Consider the following 18,616-nt stretch of genomic DNA (forward strand, 5'->3'; position numbering starts at 1 on the left):
TTATTGTCCGGTAATGGCTTTGTTGAGCCCGCGCAGCTTCATGTTGATGAAGGTCAGGCTGGTCTGGAAGTCGGTGGCGTTCTGCGAGAATGCCGCCTGCTCCACGCCGATTTCGACAGTATTGCCGTCACGGCTGGGGTGGTAGGGGACGCGGTACAGGGCCGTCGCATCGTCGTCAGTCGACAGCATGCCGGCCTCATTGTTCTGCAGTTGCTGCAAGGCGCTGCCGAAATCCATATCCATGGCCTGGAAGCCCGGCGTATTTTCGTTGGCAATGTTGGCTGCCAGCACGCGCGTGCGGTCGGCGCGCAGCGCCAGCGTATCGGCGTGCACACCGAGTGCGTCCTTGAAATTGATCCCCATGGTCATCCTTTGTATTGAATTCGATCGTGCTACGGCAGTTCAGGCAGAAAATACTGTGTCAGCAGAAAAATCCCTGCCGCTTCATCTTGACGCATGTTAAGGTCATGCCGCTTCAGTATCTTTGAAAAAGGTTAGCAATGAGGTTAGCAATGAATTATTTCAACAGTTTTACAGCCAGCTTCCGGAGACCTAGCGCACTGCTCCCCGGCCTTTTTTTGCTGACCAGCCTCTATAGTAGTGCAGGTCGGGCCGAATTGCCAGCCGACAATATCTTTTTACAGGTCGAACAACTGGCACGTGAGCACTTGGCGCAACAGGCGGCCTCCGCAGGGCTGCTGGAGCCCTTATTCGAGATCACTGTTGTCAAAAACTCACGCGTCATTCCGCCGTGCGCCAAGCCGGTGGCAATCGAGGCGCAGGATAGCCGCTCACTGCAGCGCATGCGCTTCGTGGCCAGCTGCCCGGTGCCCGGCGGCTGGCGCTACGAGATGCTGGCGCGCGCCGTGGTGACTGCCAAGGTGGTAGTGACCACGGCGCCGGTGACCGCCAATACGCCGTTGCAAGCTGGCGACATAACGCTGGCGCGGCGCGATGTGACGCTGATCAGCGACAGTGTTTCCTCGATACCGGCGGTGGTGGCACAGTCGAGCCGGCGCAGCCTGCGTGCGGGCGAGGTGTTGCGTGAAGGTCAACTCGCTTCGCCGGTGCTGGTCAAGAGCGGCAGCGCGGTCAACATTGTGGCGCACCGGGAACAGATTCAGGTCAGCATGGCCGGCGAAGCCATGGATGCGGGCGCGGCAGGGGAGGTGATAAGGGTGCGCAATGCCAGCAGCGGCACCATTATCCGGGCGCGCGTGCTGGAAACTGGCCTGGTTGAGCCGGCTGATATTGGTGGGAAATAACCGGGATGATGGGTAATGCCGCGCAGGTCGGATTAGGCCTGCAAGGTCGTAATCCGACAACATGGTTGGCGTCAAAGGTGTTGTCGGATTACGCCTGGCTGCGCCAGGCTAATCCGACCTACGCGCTATTTGGCTCAGTCTTTGGCGGTGCGCTGCAGCCGGCTGGCCAACTGGCCCAGCTTGCTTGCGTAGTTGGGGTCGGTGGCGTAGCCGCCGCGCGCCAGGCCCTGTGCAAATGCGTGGGCGTCGCTGCCGGTGTGCAGCGCGGCGCGGTAGCGCGGGTTGTCGATCAGTATTTGGGCATAATCGCGAAACGCGCTGGCCTGGTCGGGATAGCTGCGGAAACGCTCGGTCTTTTTCAGCGGCGAGCCGCTGCCATCGGCGTATTCGGTGGTCAGGGCGTCGGCTACCTCGCCCTGCCATTTGCCGCCGGCCTTGATGCCGAACAGGTTGTTGGTGTCGGCACCGCCGCCCTGGCGCAGCGGACGCTGGCCCCAGCCCGACTCGAGCGCGGCATGGGCTGCGATGATTTCAGGCGCCACGCCCAGGCGCGCACCGGCTTCTTCGGTCCACGGCTTGATGGACGAGAGGAACTGTTGCTGGACTTCCCCAATCTCGCCGCCCTGGCTGATGGCGCCCAGCACGTTGCCTGGCGAAGTCTTGTCCAGGTAGGCGCGTCCCTGTGGCGTCAGGTCCGGCACGCTGGCGCCGCCGCCTTGCTCGATAAAGCGCGCCACTTCGCCCTGCACTTGCTGGAACACGCTGCCAAAGCCGCCGGTCGAGGCCGTTGCCTGCGTGGCTTGCATATTGCTTTGTACCGGCGCGGTGGCACCCGTTGCGCTGGTGGCAGCCAGGGCACGCATGTTGCTGGCGGTGCTGGCAAAAAAATCAGGCTGGCGCATAAGTATCTTCCTCGCCGTTCAGTACGCGCTGCATGGTGGTAAATTGTTCGGTCAGCAAGGTGCCGTTACGGATATTGCGGCGTTTGCATTCGGCCACCATCGCTTCAAGCGCAGCCCAGTTGGCCAGCGCTGTTGCGCGCGTGGTCTCTGGCAACAGCGCAAAAAACTGTTGCATATCGGGGCTCGGGCCGAGCAGGGCGGTTACCAGCGTGACGCGCTGGCGCCGGCGCGCCTCGATGACGGCGACTGCGGCAACCACCTGGTCGGCCAGCACCTTGAGCTGCGCCGTCTGGTGGCGCAGCACGGCCTGGAATTGTTCTTCCAGCAAAGCCTGCAACTCGACATAAGCGGCGCCGTCTTCGGCGATGCCCTGCAGTACCCGCTCCACGGCTTGCAGGCGCGTGATGCCTTTGCGTGGCGCGTTCATGCGTCGTTGCCGTGAAAGCGCTGGATCAGGCCGGCGATCTTCGATGGGTCGAACGGCAGTTCGCCCCTGGCCAGCATATCGCGCAGTTGCGCCACGCGCTCGTGATCGATTTCATCGGGCATGGCGCGCAGCGCCGCCATGGCCGGCTGCAACACGGCCGACTGCAGTTCGCCGCCAGCCGCCGAGCCGCCATTGACGGCGCCCGCCGCGCCATGCGCCGCGAGCGCTTCTGTTGGCGCAACGGCGTCACTGCGCACGGTAGCGCCGGCCGCACCGGCGGCGCCAGAGGAAATTTTCATGCGTTGTCCCTTGCCTTTAATTTGCATGGCCGGCCTGTTCTTTCTTCGCTGGCAAACCCAGCTTGTCACGCAGGCGCTGCAGCGTTTCTGCATCCGGCGCGCCGACTTCGACTTCGCTGCCATGTTGCTGCGCACCGGTCATGCCAAACATGGCCGAGATGGTATCGGCCTGGCCACGCGTCAATATTAACAGCTCGATGCGGCGATTGATGCCGGCCGTGGCATTTTTCGTGTCCAGCGGTGCGCGGTCGGCCATGCCGACTACCTGCAGCACGCTTTCCGGGTTCATGCTGCCGGCAAGCAACTGCGCGCGCGCCGACATGGCGCGGTTGGCCGACAGCGTCCAGTTGGAATAGCCTTCATAACCGGTATTGGCGTATTGTATCGAATCGGTGTGGCCGACGATCAGCATCTGGTTTTCCATCTGGGCAAATACCGGTCCCATTTCGCGCAGCAGCTTGCGGAAGCGGTCGGTCGGCACGGCGCTGCCGCGTACAAACATGCCTTGCTTGTCGGTATCGTGCAGCATGACGCGCAAGCCATACGGGGTCACCACCGACTGGAGATTGCTTTTCAGCCCGGCTTCGTCGCTGAGCTTGTCGAGTGCGCGCGACAGCGCCATCAGGTCTTCCGGCGACTGATAGTTGACCTTCGGTTGCGGCTTGGCGTCAGCGTCGGCCGTGCTGGCCTTGCCATCCTGCGACTTGTTGCCTTCGGTACGCGTATCGCCCATGCCATTCTTTGGCATCGGGAAACGGTCGATCAGGCTGCCGCGCGGGCCGCCTTTCTGTTCCGGCATCACGCCCTGGCCTTCGCCCTGGCGGCTGCCGGCCATGGCGTCGAGCATGATTTCCTTCATCGCCTGCTGTTCACGCGCAGCCATCAGCCACAACACCAGGAACAGCGACAGCAGGGCCAGGCAGAAGTCGGCAAAGGCCACTTTCCAGGCGCCACCATGGCCATCATCGTCGTGCTTGCGTCCGGCACGCTTGATAATGGCCTGTTCATGTTTCTCATGCGGCTTTAGCACGGCGTCCTCCACGGCCCTGGTTCTGCTCTTCCTCACCGCCGCCTTCGAGCGCCGTGATCCAGCTTTCCAGCTGGGCAAAACTTGGCTTGATATTGAGTTGCACCAGGCGTCGGCCCGCGTCGATCGCCAGCAGCGGCGGTTTGCCCGCCACGTGGGTGACCAGCACCACCTTCACGCATTCCATGGTCGAGCCTTCCTCGCCAACCAGCTGCTTCATCATGTTGCACATCGGATCGAGCACGCCGTAACAAAAGAAAATGCCGATAAAGGTACCGACCATGGCCGCACCCACTTTTTCCGAAATTTCAGCCGCGTCGGCACCGTCGGCCACCGAGTTCATGGCCATCACGATGCCAAGCACGGCGGCCAGAATGCCGAAGCCGGGCATGGCTTCGGCGATCTTGTGCAGGGATTTGGACGGCTGCAGTAACTCGTCATGAATCGCTTCGAGTTCCTGTTCGAGCACGCCTTCGAGTTCATGCGCGTTGATCTTGCCCATCGCCATCAAGCGGAAATTGTCGACAATAAAAGCCAGCAGCTTGGGCTCTTCCAGCACCAGCGGGTAGCGCTGGAACAACGGACTTTCCTTGGGCGCCTCGACGTGGGCGTCGAGCGCTTTCAGGCCGCCGGCGGCCGTTTGCAGTAGTTCGTACATCAGCAGCAGCAACTGGCGCTGGAATTCCGAACCCTGCTTCTTGTGCGTAACGATTTTGCGCATCTGATGCAGCATTTCTGACAGCACATGTTTCGGGTTGCCCAACACCAGCGCGCCGACGGCGGCGCCGATAATGATGATCAGCTCGACCGGTTGCCAGATCGCATGGGCGGTACCGCCCATCAGGGCAAAACCTCCGAACACACATCCCATCACGATTAAGATACCGATAATTACCATGTCAACTGCCTTTCTGCGTTGTTTTGCTGCATCAAATATGTGGAGTGGCCTGCTTCAGTCCTGCAGCATGGCTTTCATTTTTCCCAACGCCATCTTGTTCAACTGGCATACGCGCGCGTCGCTCAGATCCAGCACCGCGGCGATCTCCTTGTAGCTGAGTTCGAATTCGTAATACATCTGCACCACGCGCTGTTCGCGCTCATCGAGCGATCGCAAAGCCTGCTCCAGGCTGCGCCGCACCATCAATTGCTCTTCGGGGCCGGGCGCGCTGTCGGACTGGCCCAGGCTTTCCTGCAGCACTTCATCGAAGCTGGCGATCAGCTCGGCGTTCTCGGCCAGCTGGTACTCCTGGTAGGCTTCCGGCGTCAGTTGCAGGGCCGCCATGATCTCCGCTTCCAGCGGCTCGCGGCCCAGCTTGCGCGTCAGCGCGCGCACGTTGTCGCGCAGGCGGTGGCTTTCCTGGCGCACCGCGCGCGGGCGCCAGTCCTGCCGGCGCAATTCGTCGAGGATGGCGCCGCGGATGCGCAGGCTGGCATAGCTGCCGAAGGTCTGGTCCGGCACGCCGTAGCGGCGCAAGGCCTCCAGCAGCCCCATCAAGCCGATCTGTTCCATGTCTTCGCGGTCGATGGCGCCGGCCACCTGCGAATTGAGCTGGCGCACGATGCGCTTGACCAGCGGCGCATAGGCGATCAGGTGCCGCTGCTCATCGGCTACGCTGAGCGTTGCCGTCTCGGCTGCCGCATATTCACTGGCGCCATAGGATTGCTGGTAATGCTCAGCATGGGCCATGGTATTTCCCATCAGTTCGGCTGGCCTGTCGGCATCGTCTTATTCAATGATCAGCTTGCCGACCATGGCTTCGGAGAAAGGTTTTTCCATCTGCTCACGTTCATAGCTGACGTCGAAAGCCTTGTTGATCTCCTGCGCCACCTGTTCCACCGTCATGCTCTGGGCTTTGGCGGTGGTCAGGCCCGACAGGGTGCTGACGGCGATCGAGCGCATCAGCGGCAAATGATCCTTGGTCAGCTTTTCCTTCTCTTCGGTGGTGGAAATGACCAGGTCGGCCGACAGGTAGTGAGTATCGGCTTCGCCCGAGTCGCGGCGCAGCATCACGATGATCTTGTCGAGCGTGAGGAACTTGCGCGCCTTCTTGCCGGTGGCCGGTGGCGGCGGGGCTTTCGCTTCGGCGCCCTCGGCGTGGCCTGGCGCCGGCTTGGCCAGATACCACATCGCGCCGCCAGCGGCGCCGGCGGCCAGCACGGCCACCAGCACAAAACCGCCAATTATTTTTACTTTTGTATTCATCAGTTGTATTCCCGCTCATGCATGGCAAAGGTGGCGCCCGCTGGCGCACCATCGGACAGGGCGCGACCAGGTTCGGCGTCATCTTGCTGGCGTCCCGGTTGTCGCTGGCCGCGGCCATCGTGTTCGGCAAAGGCCTGCGCCGCCGCACTGCGTGGGGTGGCGTTGATATTGACGGCCACCTCGGTGTACTGGCGCTGGGCCAGGTCGCTGCGCATGTTCTCGCCGATGCCTTGCAGCTGGCGCAGCACTTCGCTGTTCGAGGCGCTCAGATTGACCTGCAGCGCACCGGCCTGGTGGCGGATCGAAATCTCGATCCGGCCCAGCATCGGTGGATCGAGGCGGATCACCGCATGTTCGCTGTTGCGCCCGATCTGCGTCTGCAGGCGTTCGCCCAGCGCCTCGCGCAGCGGTTCCTGCCATTGCTGTGCTGGCCCGTTAAGCTTGATCGTGTCGCCGGACTGCGTTGCAGTTGATGCCGTGCCGGCACCCATCAGGGCGCCCAGGCCGCTGGCGGCGTTGACTGTTGCCGCTGGCGCGGCTGGCGTACTGCGTTCGTTGTCGCCCGGCAGCACAAAACTGGCGGCTGGCGCGCTTTGCGCAGCCCTGGCGCCAACAGCGCGTGCGCTGTCAAGCGGCAGCACGGTGCCGGCTTCGGCTGCGCGCAGCACCGGCGGCGCGTCTGTCACGCCGGCGGTAGTGATGGCAGCGATGGCCGGGCTGGCTGGGCCAGTCGCCTGGGTGCGCGGCAAGGCCCGGTCAACGTTGCCGATGGCAGCAGGGGCGGGTGAATTGGAAAATTTAACGGCCGGCATGATCGTTGCCACCAGTGGCGCGGCAAGCGTGGACGCGACAGCCATCTGTTGCGCCAGCGCCGATGGTGCGGCAGGCGCTGGCGACGCATCGTCAATGTCTGCCGGCGTATCGTCAGCGGGCGGGAGGGCGCTGTCAGGACGCGGCGCGGCTGGCGATACAGCGGCTGATGATGCAGCCGCTGGCAATGCAGCGACTTGCGGTGTCAAGAGCGCTGCGGCCAGCGGTTCGCGCGTTGTCGTCGGCTGTGTTACCAGCGGCTCACGCTGCGGCGTCGGCTGCGCCGCCTGCGATGAGATGGTTTGCGGCGCCATGGCCTGAGGCTGCGGGGCAGCGGCGGCGAGTGCCGGACGCGTATCGGCGGCAGGCGCGCTGGCGCCGGCCTGTCCGAAGTTCCTGAAAGTAAACGTGCTGGACAGCAAGCTGGCCGTCATCACCAGTGGTGGTGGGCTGGCGTGCGCAGCCGGAGCGCGGGCCGGTGCGCGCTCTGGCGCAATGGCGCCGGTCGCAGCCGGTGGTGTGGCAGCCGTGTCGGTAATGGGTGCGGCAGCGACGACGGTCTCGCTGGCTCGGGTCTTGACCGGCGCGGTACCATCGACCACCTCGCCTGCGGCCAACGGTGCACCAGGCAGCGGCGCGACCGACGGCGTCAGCAACGGGCTGGCCATGGCTGGCAGCACGCCAGCCTGCTGGCTCGCTTGCGTGACATTCTCATCGGCAGGCTGCGGTGCCGCCTCAACGGGCTTGGCTGCCTGGTCGCCAGGCAGTTCGGCCTGTTCGACGGGCGCATTATTGACAGCGGCATCCATGCTTTGCGCGAACAGCGGCAATGCTGGCGCGCTTGCGCCGGGCAATTGTACTGCCTGAGGCGGCACGACTGCCGTCGTGGCCACGGCTGGTGCTGCTGCGGCGACGCCTGGCATGCTCATGTCGAGCAGGCTCTGCGTGCCGACTGTATTGATAAGGTTAAAACTGGTATTCATGCTTGATTCCGATCCTGATACATATCGCTTTCCAACGCGTAAGCGACCCAGCCTTCCTGGTTCGAATGCGCTTGCCCCAGCTCATAGCCGAGCCGTTGTTTCTCATTCGATACCAGAACCACCGCCTGCGCATGGATCTTGCGCACGGCCGACAAAGCCTGTTGTTCATGGGCGCTGATTGCGCCTTGTGCCGCCAATGCCGTCAACTGGTGCGCCAGCTGACGGTCCAGCAATGACAGCGCCGCCCAGTCCTGCTTGACGGCGGCTTGCTGTATTTCCTTGCCTAATTGCAATAATACAGATGTTTTATCCATTTTTCGCCTGAACGCCGAGCCAGCCTTGCTTGATCGTGGTCAGCAGGGCAGTGACTTCATCGATCAGGGTCGGATCGAGCTTGATGCCAGCCAGGTAGAGGCGGCCGGTGCAGTACTCATACAGACGGCCCAGATTGGCAACAACTTCGCCACCCTGCTCGAAGTCCAGCGAGCTCGACAAGCCATTGATAATTTCGGTGCACTTGTCCAGGCTGACGGCTTTCTGTTCATAGCGTTTGCCAACGATATGACCGCGCGCGCGCGCCAGTTCTTCCAGCAGGCCATCGGTGAGCAGCAGAACCAGTTCGACTGGCGTGGCGCGCGACGTCTGCGCATCCAGGTTGACGGCGTGGTAATTGCTGTATGCATCGTAATCCATGATTCTCTCTCACTGTAAAAGCTTGCTGCAACTGGCTGGCGCGCCGCCCCGGCAGGGGTACACTGGCGCCTCTATTTTTTACTTGAATCGTCGCCGAACAGCGCGTCGAACATGCTGGTCGTTTGCGCCATGCGTGCCTGCATCACTTGCAAGTCCGTAAATTGCGCCTTGTAGCGGTTGTACATGACGACATAATCGGCTTCAAACTTGGTCTGGCGCTCTTCCAGCGACTTTTGCTGCTTGGCAACCGATGCTTCGCGCTGGCTCAATTGGCCGGTGCTGCTGGTCCAGCTTTCGATAAACTTGTCAAGCGCGCCCGCGATGCCGCTCGGTGCGCTTGCCGAGTTATTACCGATTGCCTTGTCCAGTCCTGTCGGATTGATCTTGATGGCTGCGGCCAGTTTGGTGCTGTCAAGTGCCAACGTGCCGTCGCGCTGTGCGGTAATGCCGAAAGTCGCCAGCGCGCCACTGGCAGTTTCACGCAGGGCACGTACCATCTGGTCGCGCAGCACGCGTACGCCGCTGTCGGTGGAGAAAGTGCCGGCTGCCTTGCCCGAGGCTGGATCGCCCGGATCGGTCAGGCCGTCCAGGGCTGCCTTGAGCTTGTTATAGGCGGTAACAAAACTCTGTGCATTGGTAGTGGTAGCCGAGGTATCGATGCCGACCGTCATCGTGATCGGCGCATCGCCAGCACTCTGTGCTTTGGTAAAGGTCATCTTCACGCCGTCAATATTGCTGAAGGTATTAGACGATTGTTCGACGCGGTTGCTGGTGTCGCTCGGATCGTCCGGCTTGCCACCGATCCAGATGACAGCATTTTGTGCAGCAACGAGCTGTTTCGGCGTGGCTGCCAGCGCATTTTTCAGATCGCCATCGGCCATCGCGCTACTGTCGAGCGACAATTCGCCTTCCTTGCCGCTGACGGTCGAAGTCAGTACCAGCTGCGCCACGCCGCCGATGGTGATCACCGACGCCGTCACGCGGGCGTTGTTATTGGGCTCGGCATTGATGGCGGCCGCGATTTCCTTGGCTGACAGCGTGCTGTTGTCGCCGTCAGTGTCGGCCTTGCTCAGGTCGACCGTAAAGTCGCTATTGGCGCCAAGCTTGATTTTCAGCGTGCCCTCACCAGAGGCGGGCGCTGCCGTGCTGCCGAGTCCACCAACCGATATCTGATTATTGGTAGCAACCTTTTCTACGAACATCGAATATGTACCAGCTACTGCCGTGTTGGTGGCAGTAGCGCTACCTACAGCAGTATTGCTGAGCGTCGCCGCCTGCGTCAGCAGACTCTTGCCGCTGGTCAGCGAGAACATGCTTGAGGTAAAGCTGTTCAAGGCGAGCTTCATGCTCGACAGTCCAGCCGATGTCGCAGTGGCCGCCTTGGTCTGCGCCGTAATGCGCGCCTGCAGGTCGGCCGTGTACTTGTCGGTCAGCGCCTGGGCTGATGCAGTCGGGTCGTAGGTATTCGAAGCGTTGGTGGATATGGCCATGTCAGACTCCTAGAATTGGTGTGCAGGATATACACAATGACAAGGCGACCAGATATCGACTTTTCTGAAGTTATTTCTGTAAAACATTATTTTACCTGTCCACGGAACCAGAATTGCGTGGCCAGTTCATCTTGACGCTTGGCGTCCATGCGCTGTTGTTCAGTTGCAACGGTCTTTTGTTTTTGTGTCAGTACCTGGTCCAGCACTTCGCGCCTGGCCCAGGCGGCGTTGAGCGCCTGCTGCGAGATGGCCATATTGGCTTCATGCAGGTACAGGTCGGTGCGATGCTGGTCGGCAATCTGCATCACCGCCTGCTTGAAATTGCCGCAATTGACCGACAGCGCCAGATGCAGCGCGCCGCTGGCGCCGCTGCTGGTGGTCAGGCCGGTCAGGCGCTCCAGGTTTTTCTGGTAGCGCTCGCGCACGGCGGTCTTTTCCGCCATCTCCGTTTGCAATCGTTCCACTTCGGTGCTGCGCAGGCCCACCAGGGTGGTCAGGTTGCGGATGGTATGTACGTTGCTCATCGTGGTCAGCCCATGATCTGTTCAAGTTGGGTAATGCAGGGCGCCATCGGTGCTTCTTCCTTGGTGCCCTGGCACAGGAACGCTTCGATTTGCGGATGCAGTTGCACTGCGCGATCGGTAATCGGGTCGGCGCCCGGCACATAGGCGCCCAGCGGGATCAGGTCGCGCACGCGCGCATGGCGCGCCATGGCCGCCTTGAGCGCGCGCGCCGCCTGCATGTGGCCCGGCTCGATCACCTGCGCCATGCAGCGGCTGATCGAGGCGGCCACGTCGATGGCGGGGTAGTGGCCGCGTTCGGCCAGTTCGCGCGTGAGCACGATATGGCCGTCGAGAATTGCGCGCGCGGTATCGACCACCGGATCCTGCTGGTCGTCGCCTTCGGCCAGTACGGTATAGATGGCGCTCATGCTGCCGTCCTGGTGGGCGCCGTTGCCGGCGCTTTCCACCAGTTGCGGCAGGTTGGAAAACACCGACGGCGGGTAGCCGCGCGTGGCTGGCGGCTCGCCCAGCGCCAGCGCCACTTCGCGCAGCGCCATCGCATAGCGCGTCAGCGAATCGACCAGCAGCAGCACATGCTTGCCCTGGTCGCGGAAATGCGCGGCGATCGAGTGGCACAACTCCGTGGCCATAATGCGCATCAGCGGCGACTCATCGGCCGGCGCAATCACCAGCACGGCTTTTTTCAGGCCTTCCTCGCCCAAGGATTTTTCCACGAACTCGCGCACTTCGCGCCCGCGCTCGCCGATCAGGCCGACCACCACCACATCGGCCACGGTCTGACGCGTAATTAAGCCCAGCAGCACGCTCTTGCCGACGCCGGAGCCGGCCATCAGGCCCACGCGCTGGCCTTTGCCCAGCGTCAGCATGCTGTTGATCGCCCGCACGCCGACGTCCAGCGGTTCGACCACCGGCTGTTTTTTCAGCGGATTGATTTTTGGTGGCGACACATCGAGAATATGCTCGCCACCGAGGCGGCCCATATCGTCGATCGGCTCGCCCAGACCGTTGACCATGCGGCCCAGCCACGAGGCGCCGATCTGCAAACTGGCCTTGTCGGGCAGCGGCAGCACGCGCGCGCCGGTGGTCAGACCGGCGGCTTTCTTGAACGGCATCAGATAAGAGACTTTTTCACGAAAGCCAACCACTTGCGCATCGAGCCATTCACCGCTGACAGTTTCGATCTGGCATCGTTGCCCGGTATGCAACTGGCAGCCCGCGCTTTCAAGCAGCAGGCCGGACGCACCCACCAGGCGCCCGGTCGGCGTGGCCAGCGGAATGTCGCCAATTTCGAAACTGCGCAGCGTGTCGGCTATCATGCAGGCGCGCCCTGGTCAGCGTGTTCGGCGGCCAGCGCCAGGTGGTTGCTGACCTGGTCCATGCAGGCGGCCAGGCGCTGGTGGCAGCCGGCGTCGACTTCGTTGTCGCCGGCCTTGATGCGGCACTCGCCCGGATCGAGGCGCGCGTCGGCAATCAGGTTCCAGCGCTTGGCGCGCTTGGGGTCGAGTTCGCTGATGCGTTTCAATTCTTCCGGGTTGAGGTAGACGTCGATCTCTTCGCGCGTGGGCGGCATCGAGGCCAGCGTTTCATCGACCAGCGACAGCAGTTGCACCGGCTGCAGCGCCAGTTCGGCGCGGATCACCTGGCGCGCCACCTTGGCCACCAGGTCCACCACTTCCTTGCGCTGGGCGGCGCGGTAGTCGGCGCGCACTTTCTTCAGGTCGCGCAAAATCGCGTCGACCGGACGGGCCAGGCGGTCCAGCGAGACCAGCGTTTCATTGCGGCCTTCTTCGCGACCCTGCACCACGCCGTCGTTGCGGCCGGCGTCGTAGCCGTCCTGCTGGCCTTGCACCAGGCCCACTTCATAGCCGTCGCGCTGGCCCTGTTCGAAGCCCTGCGACACCGAGGCCTGCCACTGGCCATCGGTATCCTCGGTGTTGGCGCGCTGGCCGGCCGCAATGAATTGCGACAGCGGCGGAAAACGGTAGGTGCGAAAAGGCTTCATTCGACCACCGCCTCGGCAAACAGCTGGACTTCGATTTCGCCGGCGTCGGCCAGTCCCTTGACGGTGGCCATGATTTCCTGGCGCGTTTGCTCGATACGGCTCATCGGCACCGGGCCGGAGCGGCGCATCATGTCCTCGAATGCCTGTGCCTGGCGGCGCGGCATGGTTTTGAGTACCGCGTCGCGGATCGCCGGTTCGGCGCCCTTGAGCGCAATCGCCCACTGTTCCATCGGCACGTCTTCGAGGATGCGGGTGAGGGTGGCGTCGCTTTGCGTGGCCAGGATCAGGAAGTCGTACATGCTCAGTTCGATTTCCGACACCACTTCCGGATCGTGCGCGCGCAGCAATTCGACCAGCGCGGCGCGGTTGCCCGGCATACGGTTGAGAATTTCGGCGGCCTGGCGGATGCCTTCGACGCTGGTGCTTTGCGTGTCGAGCGTGCCCAGGCAGCGTTCGACCAGCTCATCGAGTTCGACCAGCAGGTCGCGGTCGATCTCATCGAGGCGCGCCAGGTTCAGCAGTACCAGGTCGCGTCCTTCGTCCGGCAGCGCTTCGAGAATCTGGCCGGCCAGCGCAGGCGGCAAAAAGGCCAGGAACACGGCCTGCATCTGCACGTGCTCGTTGACGATGTATTCGGCCAGCCATTTCGGCGAGGCCCATTGCAGGCGGGCCATTTTGGGACGGATGGCGTCGCCGTAAATGTTGTTGAGCACGCTGTTGGCGATATCGCTGCCCAGCGCCATGTCCAGCGAGCGCTTGAGGTAGCTGCGCGAGGCGCCGTGCACGCCGCTTTGCTGGCGGTAGTCGTCAAAGAAGGTCTGCATCGCCGTCTTGACGGCCTCGACCTTGATACCGCTCATGCGTGACATCACCTGCGTCACTTCCAGCAGCTCTTCGCGCGACAGGCAGCGCAGCACGGCGGCCGCCTGTTCCTCGCCTATGCTCAGCAGCACGATGGCCGCCTGTTCCACCGGCGTCAGGCTGACGCCTTCCTCTTGCTCGTCATCGGAGAAATTATTGTTGTTGAGTTCGGCCATTTTTCTGCATCCATTGTTTGACGACTTCGGCGACACGCTCGGGTTCTTTTTCAGCCAGCACTTTCAGGTGGTCGACCATCACGTCGACGGCCGAACCGGGCGGCGGCAAATCATAGTTTTCCAGCAGCGGCACCACCGGCATCGAGCCGCCGGTCAGCGGCGAGCCTTCCAGCGCCGGCAGGCCGTTGAGGCCGAGCGCCGGGGTGCCCGCGGCGGCGTCGCCGGCAGCACTGCCGGCCGTCGCGCCAGTAGCGGCCACGCCGCTGCCAGGCAAGGCGATGGCCGGGTCGATCTGCTTGAGTTCGGGCGGCGCCAGGCGCGAGGTCAGCAGGCGCAGCAGCGGACGCAATATCAGGAAATAGCCGAGGATGGCGCCCAGTGCATACAGCAGCCAGCTGCTGAAATCGACCACCGTGTCGCGCTCCTCCCACCACTGCGCCACCGGCGGCTTGGCCGGGAAGGGCAGGGCGGTCAGGCTCAGGTTGTCGCCGCGCTGCGCATTGATGCCAAGGCCGGTGCGCAGCATTTTTTCGATATTGGCCATTTCGGCCGGCGTCCAGCCGGTCTTGGCGTCGGGCGCGGCGGCGCTGTTGAGCACCACGGCCACGCTGAGTTTTTCCAGGCTGCCGCGGCTGCGCTTGATCTGGGTGATGCTGCGGTCATACGCGTACTGGCGCGTGGTGGCGTTCTTGCGCGCGGTACCGTCATCGGGTTTGGCTGCGCCGTCTGCCGGCGCCTCAGGCTGGCCCGGCACGGCAGCGGCCGGCGGGCGGTTCGACAGGCTGCCCGGTATGCCGGCCACGGTGCGGTTGCGGTCCATTTCCTCGCGCATCGCTTCGCTGGTCACTTTCGGCGCTTCGCCGTATTTTTCCAGGGTTTCTTCGACGCGGTCGTTGTTGACGGCGGCCGTGACGCTGAGCTTGAAGTTGTCCTCGCCGATGACCGGGCCGAGCAGACCCATCACGTTGCGGCGGATGTCATCCTGGATGCGCTTTGCGCCTTCATTGCCGGCCGAGGTTGCGTCGAAACCGTCGGCCAGGTCGATATGGGCCGACAGCAGGTTGCCAGCCTGGTCGACCAGGCTCACGCGCGTGGGCGCGAGGCTGGCCACGCTGCCGGACACCATGTTGATCACGGCGGCGATCTGCTCGGGCGCCAGCGTGCGGCCCGGTTTCAGCGCCACCACGATCGAGGCGGACGACTTGTCGCCGTCGCTCGACACAAACGAGGTCGACTTGGCTATCGACAGGTGCACGCGCGCCGAGGCGATGGCGTCGAGCGACATGATGCTTTGCGCCAGCTCGCCTTCCAGGCCGCGGCGAAAGCGCACATCCTGCACGAACTGCGACACGCCCAGCGGATCGTTCTTGTCCATCAGTTCGAGTCCGGCCGGCAACTGCGCCGTCACGCCTTTCGACGCCAGCAGCATGCGCACCTTGCCCAGCATGGCGTCTGGCACCATCACCTGGCCGGTATCGGGATGGACGCGGTAGGCAATATGTTCGGCGTCGAGCGTGGCCATCATGTCCGCCACTGCCACTTTTTCGCGCGCCCCAAACACCGGCTTGTAGTTGGCCTGGTCGCGCCAGACAAACATCATCACCAGCGCCGTCACGCCGATGGCCAGCACCAGCAGGGGCACCAGGTTTTTCAGCAAGGCAGGCGGAATGGCGGGTTGGGCACTTGTGCGCCAGCGCGCAAATGCGGACTTCATGGGGGTAATCACGTGGAATAACTTTCGCTTGGAGGCTGGGTGTTGACGAATGTATTACAGCGGAAAAATCAGAGCGGCAGCTTGATCAGTTCATCGACGGCGCCCATGACTTTGTTGCGTACTTGCATCAGCATGGAGAAAGACAGGCTCGCTTCCTGGCTGGCCAGCATGGCGCCGACCAGGTCATCGCTCTTGCCGCTGTCGACGTCGCTCATTTTTTGCGCCGCCATCTGATCGCCCTGATTGATATTGCCGATGGCGTCCTTCATGCTTTGCGCGAAGGAATAAGTGGCAGGGGTGTCGCCGCCGAAATGGGCGGCCGGTGCAATACTGGCGCCCAGGGCGCGCGCATCGTTTTGTAATGCAGCCAGATCAGCTTTGATCATGCCTGCGAATTCGTTGCTCATCTTGCCCTCTATATTCAATATGCGAAGCTGTATCAATCAAGAAATTACTGGTGTTGCCATGTCGCCTGGTTCGTTAATCGAACCCATCAGTTTTATTAATTGCCGCGCCACACAATGCGAGAACCACTACAAGCAAACTCACGCTATCGATTGCAATATTATTTGCAAGGCCACAATAATGAATAACTGACCGATAAAAGTTTCTGAGGCAGACAATTAGAAGGAAATCAAATTGCCATAAAACTTGAATCCGGCAAAGACCATGGCACACTGCAAAGCGAAATTTTGTCGCTGTAAGCTTACCTCGCAGCAACTATAAAGTAAAGGACGGAATGCCTCAAGCCATCGGCAGTCATATTGTTTCATGGCAATATTTGGGGTTTTACTGTATCGTTCAGCACCGCGCCGGGCCAATATCGTGCCAGTTGCGCAATCGTTTGCAAGGTTTCAACTTCCAAGTCAGTTGTAAGGCAAGATGATGCTGTATTTAATTTCAGGCGATCCGTATAATTTGTTCTGCCAATGCAATACGACATGACTCACATGATAACCACCAAGACAGATCAAACTTTGCCTCATCAAGTCCTCGATTCCTGTTTGCTGGGACGTCCTGTACACTTGCTGCACGTTTTTGCCGCCCAGTTGCGCGACGATCTGGCGGCCGCGCTGCGCCAGCCGATGAGCAGGCGCTACTGGGGCACTTTCCAGGTTGACTCGGTCAACCTGTCGCGCGTGGACAACGAAGACAGCGTCAATCGCTGGCTCAGCTTTAGCGTACCGGCCGGTCAGGCCGGTTTTTCGCTGGAGCGCCAGGTGCTGCTGAGCGTGCTTAACTATCGCTATGGAAGTCCTGGTGCGAAGACGGCCTTGCCGGATCCGGCCACTGTGCGCGTGACGGCCACCGAAGAGCGCCTGGCTGTGGTCTTGGGACAACAGCTGGTGGCCACGCTGTATGCGCGCATCGACAAAAATTTGCAAACGCAGGGCAAATCGAGCCAGATCGACACGACTGCCGAACTGACGGCGCAGTCGGGCGTGCGCCCGGTGCGCGGCAGCTGGATCGCCACGGTCGCGGTCAGCGACGTGGAAAGCGGGCAGAGCGGGCAAATCTGGTTCTCGCTCGACAAGCAGTTGATGGCCGATGTGCTGCGCGGCCTGCTGCCCGAACGCGCCCAGGCCAAGAAGGCGCTGCGCAGCGTGCGTCCGCTGGCGTCGCGCCTGCAGGTGACGCTTGAAGGTCGGCTGGTCAGCAAGCAGGTTCAGCTCGGTGCGCTGTTCGACCTGCGCGTGGGCGACGTGATTCCTGTCAGCCTGAGCCGTACCGACGTCATGCTCGACGATTCGCGCCTGTTTACGGCCGCCGTATCCGAACACAAAGGCAAGCTCTGTCTAACCTCATTTGAAGATGTTGAATAATATGAATATGAACGATAGCAATCAGAGCGAAACCCTGCTGGAAGACCTGGGCGATGAGATGATCATCGAGCAGAGCGAAGTCAATGGTGTCAGTGAGGTATCGCCGACGCGCGCGCGGCGCGATATTCCGCAGATGATGCGCAAGATTCCCGTCACGCTGACGCTGGAAGTGGGCTCGGCCCGCATTTCGCTGGAAGAACTGATGGCCATCGGCCCGGAAAGCGTGATCGAACTCGATATGCTCGCTGGCGAGCCGCTGGTGATCAAGGTCAATGGCACGCCGATCGGCCGCGCCGAAGTGGTGGTGGCCGGTGAAAACTATGGTCTCAAGGTGATCGACCTCGACGGCCTCAATCTCGACATGATGACAGCATGAAGCTGGCTGGCCCCGGTATGACGCGGCGTTCCAGCCTGCTGGTCGCCGCGCTGGCGGCGCCTGCGCTGCTGCTGTGCTGCACCAGTGCAGGTGCGCAGGATTTGCTGTCGGGCATCGTGCCCGGCGCCAAGACCGATCTGTCGGTAAAGATGCAGATCCTGGTCGTCATGACCTTGCTCGGCCTGCTGCCGGTGATGGTCATGATGATGACCAGCTTTACCCGTTTCGTGATCGTGCTGTCGCTGCTGCGCCAGGCGCTGGGCCTGCAGCAGGGCCTGCCCAACCGCATCGTAACCGGCATTGCGCTGATTCTCACCTTGCTGGTGATGCGTCCGATCGGCGACCAGGTCTGGAAGGAAGCCTTCGTGCCGTATGACCGCGACCAGATCGGCATGCAGGAAGCTTTGAAGCGCGCCGAGGTGCCGATTTCGCGCTTCATGCTGGCCCAGACCAGCAAGGCGGCGCTGGCACAGGTGGCTCACCTGGCCGGTGAGCCGGTCACGGCGCGGCCGCAGGATCACAGCTTTACCGTCAAACTGGCCGCCTTTGTGCTGTCCGAACTGAAAACGGCATTCCAGATCGGCTGCATGCTGTTTATTCCGTTCCTGATCATCGACCTGGTGGTGGCGTCGGTGCTGATGGCCATGGGCATGATGATGCTCTCGCCGCTGGTGATTTCCCTGCCGTTCAAGCTGCTGCTGTTCGTGCTGGTCGATGGCTGGACGCTGACCGTCAACACCCTTGTTACCAGCATACAGGCGTATTGATGCTGACCCCTGACGTTGCCGTTGACCTGGTCTCCGAAGCGCTGCATGTGGTGATGCTGCTGGTGGTGGTGATGGTTGTGCCGGGCCTCTTGATGGGCCTGATCGTGGCGCTGTTCCAGGCTGCCACGCAGATCAACGAGCAGACGCTGAGCTTTCTGCCGCGCCTGCTGGTGACGTTGTTGGCCCTGATTATCGCCGGGCGCTGGATGGCCGGTTACCTGATGGACTACTGCGTGTCGATCTTCCAGCGCGCCGCCACCCTGGTCGGCTAGCT

Annotated in this window: 23 protein-coding genes; 5 read left to right on the forward strand and 18 right to left on the reverse strand. The window is 62.0% G+C overall.

Features of this window, described 5'->3' with window-relative positions; genetic code table 11:
- Entirely contained in the window at nucleotides 1–363 is a 363-nt protein-coding gene (gene flgB, locus GCM43_RS04370; RefSeq protein ID WP_152242288.1) for a flagellar basal body rod protein FlgB, read from the reverse strand.
- 149 nt (nucleotides 364–512) lie between these two features.
- On the opposite strand from flgB, the gene flgA reads away from it, so the two are divergent.
- On the forward strand, nucleotides 513–1,265 hold the full coding sequence (flgA, locus tag GCM43_RS04375) for a flagellar basal body P-ring formation chaperone FlgA (protein WP_193315534.1): 753 nt from the start codon (nucleotides 513–515) through the stop codon (nucleotides 1,263–1,265).
- Between the two features lie 134 nt (nucleotides 1,266–1,399).
- Here flgA and GCM43_RS04380 read toward each other — a convergent pair whose 3' ends face one another.
- The 17 genes from GCM43_RS04380 to GCM43_RS04460 all read right to left on the reverse strand — a co-directional run bounded on the left by GCM43_RS04380 (nucleotide 1,400) and on the right by GCM43_RS04460 (nucleotide 15,783).
- Nucleotides 1,400–2,167, reverse strand: a complete 768-nt coding sequence (locus GCM43_RS04380; protein ID WP_152242289.1) for a glycoside hydrolase family 73 protein — start codon at nucleotides 2,165–2,167, stop codon at nucleotides 1,400–1,402.
- The gene (gene flgN, locus GCM43_RS04385; RefSeq protein ID WP_152242290.1) at nucleotides 2,154–2,594 is read right to left on the reverse strand and encodes a flagellar export chaperone FlgN; all 441 of its coding nucleotides are present in this window, start codon (nucleotides 2,592–2,594) and stop codon (nucleotides 2,154–2,156) included. The genes GCM43_RS04380 and flgN overlap by 14 nt, the downstream gene beginning before the upstream one ends.
- Complete coding sequence (locus GCM43_RS04390; protein WP_152242291.1) at nucleotides 2,591–2,893, reverse strand: flagellar biosynthesis anti-sigma factor FlgM; 303 nt, start codon at nucleotides 2,891–2,893, stop codon at nucleotides 2,591–2,593. The genes flgN and GCM43_RS04390 overlap by 4 nt, the downstream gene beginning before the upstream one ends.
- Nucleotides 2,894–2,909: 16 nt before the next feature.
- Complete coding sequence (locus tag GCM43_RS04395) at nucleotides 2,910–3,923, reverse strand: flagellar motor protein MotB (RefSeq protein ID WP_152242292.1); 1,014 nt, start codon at nucleotides 3,921–3,923, stop codon at nucleotides 2,910–2,912.
- Nucleotides 3,907–4,818, reverse strand: coding sequence for a flagellar motor stator protein MotA (gene motA, locus GCM43_RS04400; RefSeq protein WP_152242293.1), 912 nt, complete (start codon nucleotides 4,816–4,818; stop codon nucleotides 3,907–3,909). The genes GCM43_RS04395 and motA overlap by 17 nt, the downstream gene beginning before the upstream one ends.
- 54 nt (nucleotides 4,819–4,872) lie before the next feature.
- A complete protein-coding gene (locus GCM43_RS04405; protein WP_152242294.1) occupies nucleotides 4,873–5,607 on the reverse strand; it encodes a FliA/WhiG family RNA polymerase sigma factor in 735 nt (244 codons plus the stop codon).
- Between the two features lie 39 nt (nucleotides 5,608–5,646).
- A complete protein-coding gene (locus GCM43_RS04410; protein ID WP_152242295.1) occupies nucleotides 5,647–6,123 on the reverse strand; it encodes a flagellar basal body-associated FliL family protein in 477 nt (158 codons plus the stop codon).
- Complete coding sequence (locus GCM43_RS04415) at nucleotides 6,123–7,916, reverse strand: flagellar hook-length control protein FliK (RefSeq protein WP_152242296.1); 1,794 nt, start codon at nucleotides 7,914–7,916, stop codon at nucleotides 6,123–6,125. The genes GCM43_RS04410 and GCM43_RS04415 overlap by 1 nt, the downstream gene beginning before the upstream one ends.
- Nucleotides 7,913–8,230, reverse strand: a complete 318-nt coding sequence (locus GCM43_RS04420; RefSeq protein WP_152242297.1) for a hypothetical protein — start codon at nucleotides 8,228–8,230, stop codon at nucleotides 7,913–7,915. Before GCM43_RS04420 ends, GCM43_RS04415 begins: the two co-directional genes overlap by 4 nt.
- Complete coding sequence (gene fliS / locus GCM43_RS04425) at nucleotides 8,223–8,609, reverse strand: flagellar export chaperone FliS (protein ID WP_152242298.1); 387 nt, start codon at nucleotides 8,607–8,609, stop codon at nucleotides 8,223–8,225. The genes GCM43_RS04420 and fliS overlap by 8 nt, the downstream gene beginning before the upstream one ends.
- Nucleotides 8,610–8,680: 71 nt before the next feature.
- A complete protein-coding gene (fliD, locus tag GCM43_RS04430) occupies nucleotides 8,681–10,099 on the reverse strand; it encodes a flagellar filament capping protein FliD (RefSeq protein ID WP_152242299.1) in 1,419 nt (472 codons plus the stop codon).
- An 86-nt stretch (nucleotides 10,100–10,185) separates the two neighbouring features.
- Nucleotides 10,186–10,623: a flagellar export protein FliJ gene (locus tag GCM43_RS04435; protein WP_152242300.1), complete on the reverse strand. Its 438-nt coding sequence runs from the start codon at nucleotides 10,621–10,623 to the stop codon at nucleotides 10,186–10,188.
- A 5-nt stretch (nucleotides 10,624–10,628) separates the two neighbouring features.
- Nucleotides 10,629–11,939 (reverse strand): flagellar protein export ATPase FliI, encoded by a 1,311-nt coding sequence (fliI, locus tag GCM43_RS04440; protein WP_152242301.1) that lies wholly within the window; start codon nucleotides 11,937–11,939, stop codon nucleotides 10,629–10,631.
- Entirely contained in the window at nucleotides 11,936–12,625 is a 690-nt protein-coding gene (gene fliH, locus GCM43_RS04445; protein WP_152242302.1) for a flagellar assembly protein FliH, read from the reverse strand. The genes fliI and fliH overlap by 4 nt, the downstream gene beginning before the upstream one ends.
- A complete protein-coding gene (locus GCM43_RS04450; protein WP_152242303.1) occupies nucleotides 12,622–13,662 on the reverse strand; it encodes a flagellar motor switch protein FliG in 1,041 nt (346 codons plus the stop codon). The genes fliH and GCM43_RS04450 overlap by 4 nt, the downstream gene beginning before the upstream one ends.
- A complete protein-coding gene (gene fliF / locus GCM43_RS04455; RefSeq protein ID WP_152242304.1) occupies nucleotides 13,640–15,376 on the reverse strand; it encodes a flagellar basal-body MS-ring/collar protein FliF in 1,737 nt (578 codons plus the stop codon). The genes GCM43_RS04450 and fliF overlap by 23 nt, the downstream gene beginning before the upstream one ends.
- A 68-nt stretch (nucleotides 15,377–15,444) precedes the next feature.
- Nucleotides 15,445–15,783: a flagellar hook-basal body complex protein FliE gene (locus tag GCM43_RS04460; RefSeq protein ID WP_152242305.1), complete on the reverse strand. Its 339-nt coding sequence runs from the start codon at nucleotides 15,781–15,783 to the stop codon at nucleotides 15,445–15,447.
- 570 nt (nucleotides 15,784–16,353) lie between these two features.
- Here GCM43_RS04460 and GCM43_RS04465 point away from each other — a divergent pair.
- From GCM43_RS04465 to fliQ, 4 genes are read left to right on the forward strand one after another with little or no spacing between them, the layout of a single operon-like run.
- On the forward strand, nucleotides 16,354–17,199 hold the full coding sequence (locus GCM43_RS04465; protein WP_226929315.1) for a FliM/FliN family flagellar motor switch protein: 846 nt from the start codon (nucleotides 16,354–16,356) through the stop codon (nucleotides 17,197–17,199).
- Nucleotide 17,200: 1 nt separating this feature from the next.
- A complete protein-coding gene (locus tag GCM43_RS04470) occupies nucleotides 17,201–17,575 on the forward strand; it encodes a FliM/FliN family flagellar motor switch protein (RefSeq protein WP_152242307.1) in 375 nt (124 codons plus the stop codon).
- Nucleotides 17,572–18,342 carry a flagellar type III secretion system pore protein FliP gene (fliP, locus tag GCM43_RS04475; RefSeq protein ID WP_152242308.1) on the forward strand — a complete coding sequence of 257 codons (771 nt, stop codon included), beginning with the start codon at nucleotides 17,572–17,574 and terminating at the stop codon, nucleotides 18,340–18,342. The genes GCM43_RS04470 and fliP overlap by 4 nt, the downstream gene beginning before the upstream one ends.
- The gene (fliQ, locus tag GCM43_RS04480) at nucleotides 18,342–18,614 is read left to right on the forward strand and encodes a flagellar biosynthesis protein FliQ (protein ID WP_152242309.1); all 273 of its coding nucleotides are present in this window, start codon (nucleotides 18,342–18,344) and stop codon (nucleotides 18,612–18,614) included. The genes fliP and fliQ overlap by 1 nt, the downstream gene beginning before the upstream one ends.
- Nucleotides 18,615–18,616: the final 2 nt, after the last annotated feature.

The sequence above is a fragment of the Janthinobacterium aquaticum genome (genome assembly GCF_009208565.1).
In the GTDB taxonomy this organism is placed as follows: domain Bacteria; phylum Pseudomonadota; class Gammaproteobacteria; order Burkholderiales; family Burkholderiaceae_D; genus Janthinobacterium.

Coding starts and splice junctions, on each gene's coding strand:
- fliP (WP_152242308.1), top strand. CDS start 17,572: ATGAAGCTGGCTGGCCCCGGTATGACGCGGCGTTCCAGCCTGCTGGTC.
- GCM43_RS04380 (WP_152242289.1), bottom strand. CDS start 2,167: ATGCGCCAGCCTGATTTTTTTGCCAGCACCGCCAGCAACATGCGTGCC.
- GCM43_RS04390 (WP_152242291.1), bottom strand. CDS start 2,893: ATGAAAATTTCCTCTGGCGCCGCCGGTGCGGCCGGCGCTACCGTGCGC.
- fliI (WP_152242301.1), bottom strand. CDS start 11,939: ATGATAGCCGACACGCTGCGCAGTTTCGAAATTGGCGACATTCCGCTG.
- GCM43_RS04420 (WP_152242297.1), bottom strand. CDS start 8,230: ATGGATAAAACATCTGTATTATTGCAATTAGGCAAGGAAATACAGCAA.
- fliS (WP_152242298.1), bottom strand. CDS start 8,609: ATGGATTACGATGCATACAGCAATTACCACGCCGTCAACCTGGATGCG.
- GCM43_RS04435 (WP_152242300.1), bottom strand. CDS start 10,623: ATGAGCAACGTACATACCATCCGCAACCTGACCACCCTGGTGGGCCTG.
- fliF (WP_152242304.1), bottom strand. CDS start 15,376: ATGAAGTCCGCATTTGCGCGCTGGCGCACAAGTGCCCAACCCGCCATT.
- GCM43_RS04450 (WP_152242303.1), bottom strand. CDS start 13,662: ATGGCCGAACTCAACAACAATAATTTCTCCGATGACGAGCAAGAGGAA.
- GCM43_RS04410 (WP_152242295.1), bottom strand. CDS start 6,123: ATGAATACAAAAGTAAAAATAATTGGCGGTTTTGTGCTGGTGGCCGTG.
- fliH (WP_152242302.1), bottom strand. CDS start 12,625: ATGAAGCCTTTTCGCACCTACCGTTTTCCGCCGCTGTCGCAATTCATT.
- flgN (WP_152242290.1), bottom strand. CDS start 2,594: ATGAACGCGCCACGCAAAGGCATCACGCGCCTGCAAGCCGTGGAGCGG.
- motA (WP_152242293.1), bottom strand. CDS start 4,818: ATGGTAATTATCGGTATCTTAATCGTGATGGGATGTGTGTTCGGAGGT.
- GCM43_RS04405 (WP_152242294.1), bottom strand. CDS start 5,607: ATGGCCCATGCTGAGCATTACCAGCAATCCTATGGCGCCAGTGAATAT.
- fliQ (WP_152242309.1), top strand. CDS start 18,342: ATGCTGACCCCTGACGTTGCCGTTGACCTGGTCTCCGAAGCGCTGCAT.
- flgA (WP_193315534.1), top strand. CDS start 513: ATGAATTATTTCAACAGTTTTACAGCCAGCTTCCGGAGACCTAGCGCA.
- fliD (WP_152242299.1), bottom strand. CDS start 10,099: ATGGCCATATCCACCAACGCTTCGAATACCTACGACCCGACTGCATCA.
- GCM43_RS04415 (WP_152242296.1), bottom strand. CDS start 7,916: ATGAATACCAGTTTTAACCTTATCAATACAGTCGGCACGCAGAGCCTG.
- GCM43_RS04470 (WP_152242307.1), top strand. CDS start 17,201: ATGAATATGAACGATAGCAATCAGAGCGAAACCCTGCTGGAAGACCTG.
- flgB (WP_152242288.1), bottom strand. CDS start 363: ATGGGGATCAATTTCAAGGACGCACTCGGTGTGCACGCCGATACGCTG.
- GCM43_RS04460 (WP_152242305.1), bottom strand. CDS start 15,783: ATGAGCAACGAATTCGCAGGCATGATCAAAGCTGATCTGGCTGCATTA.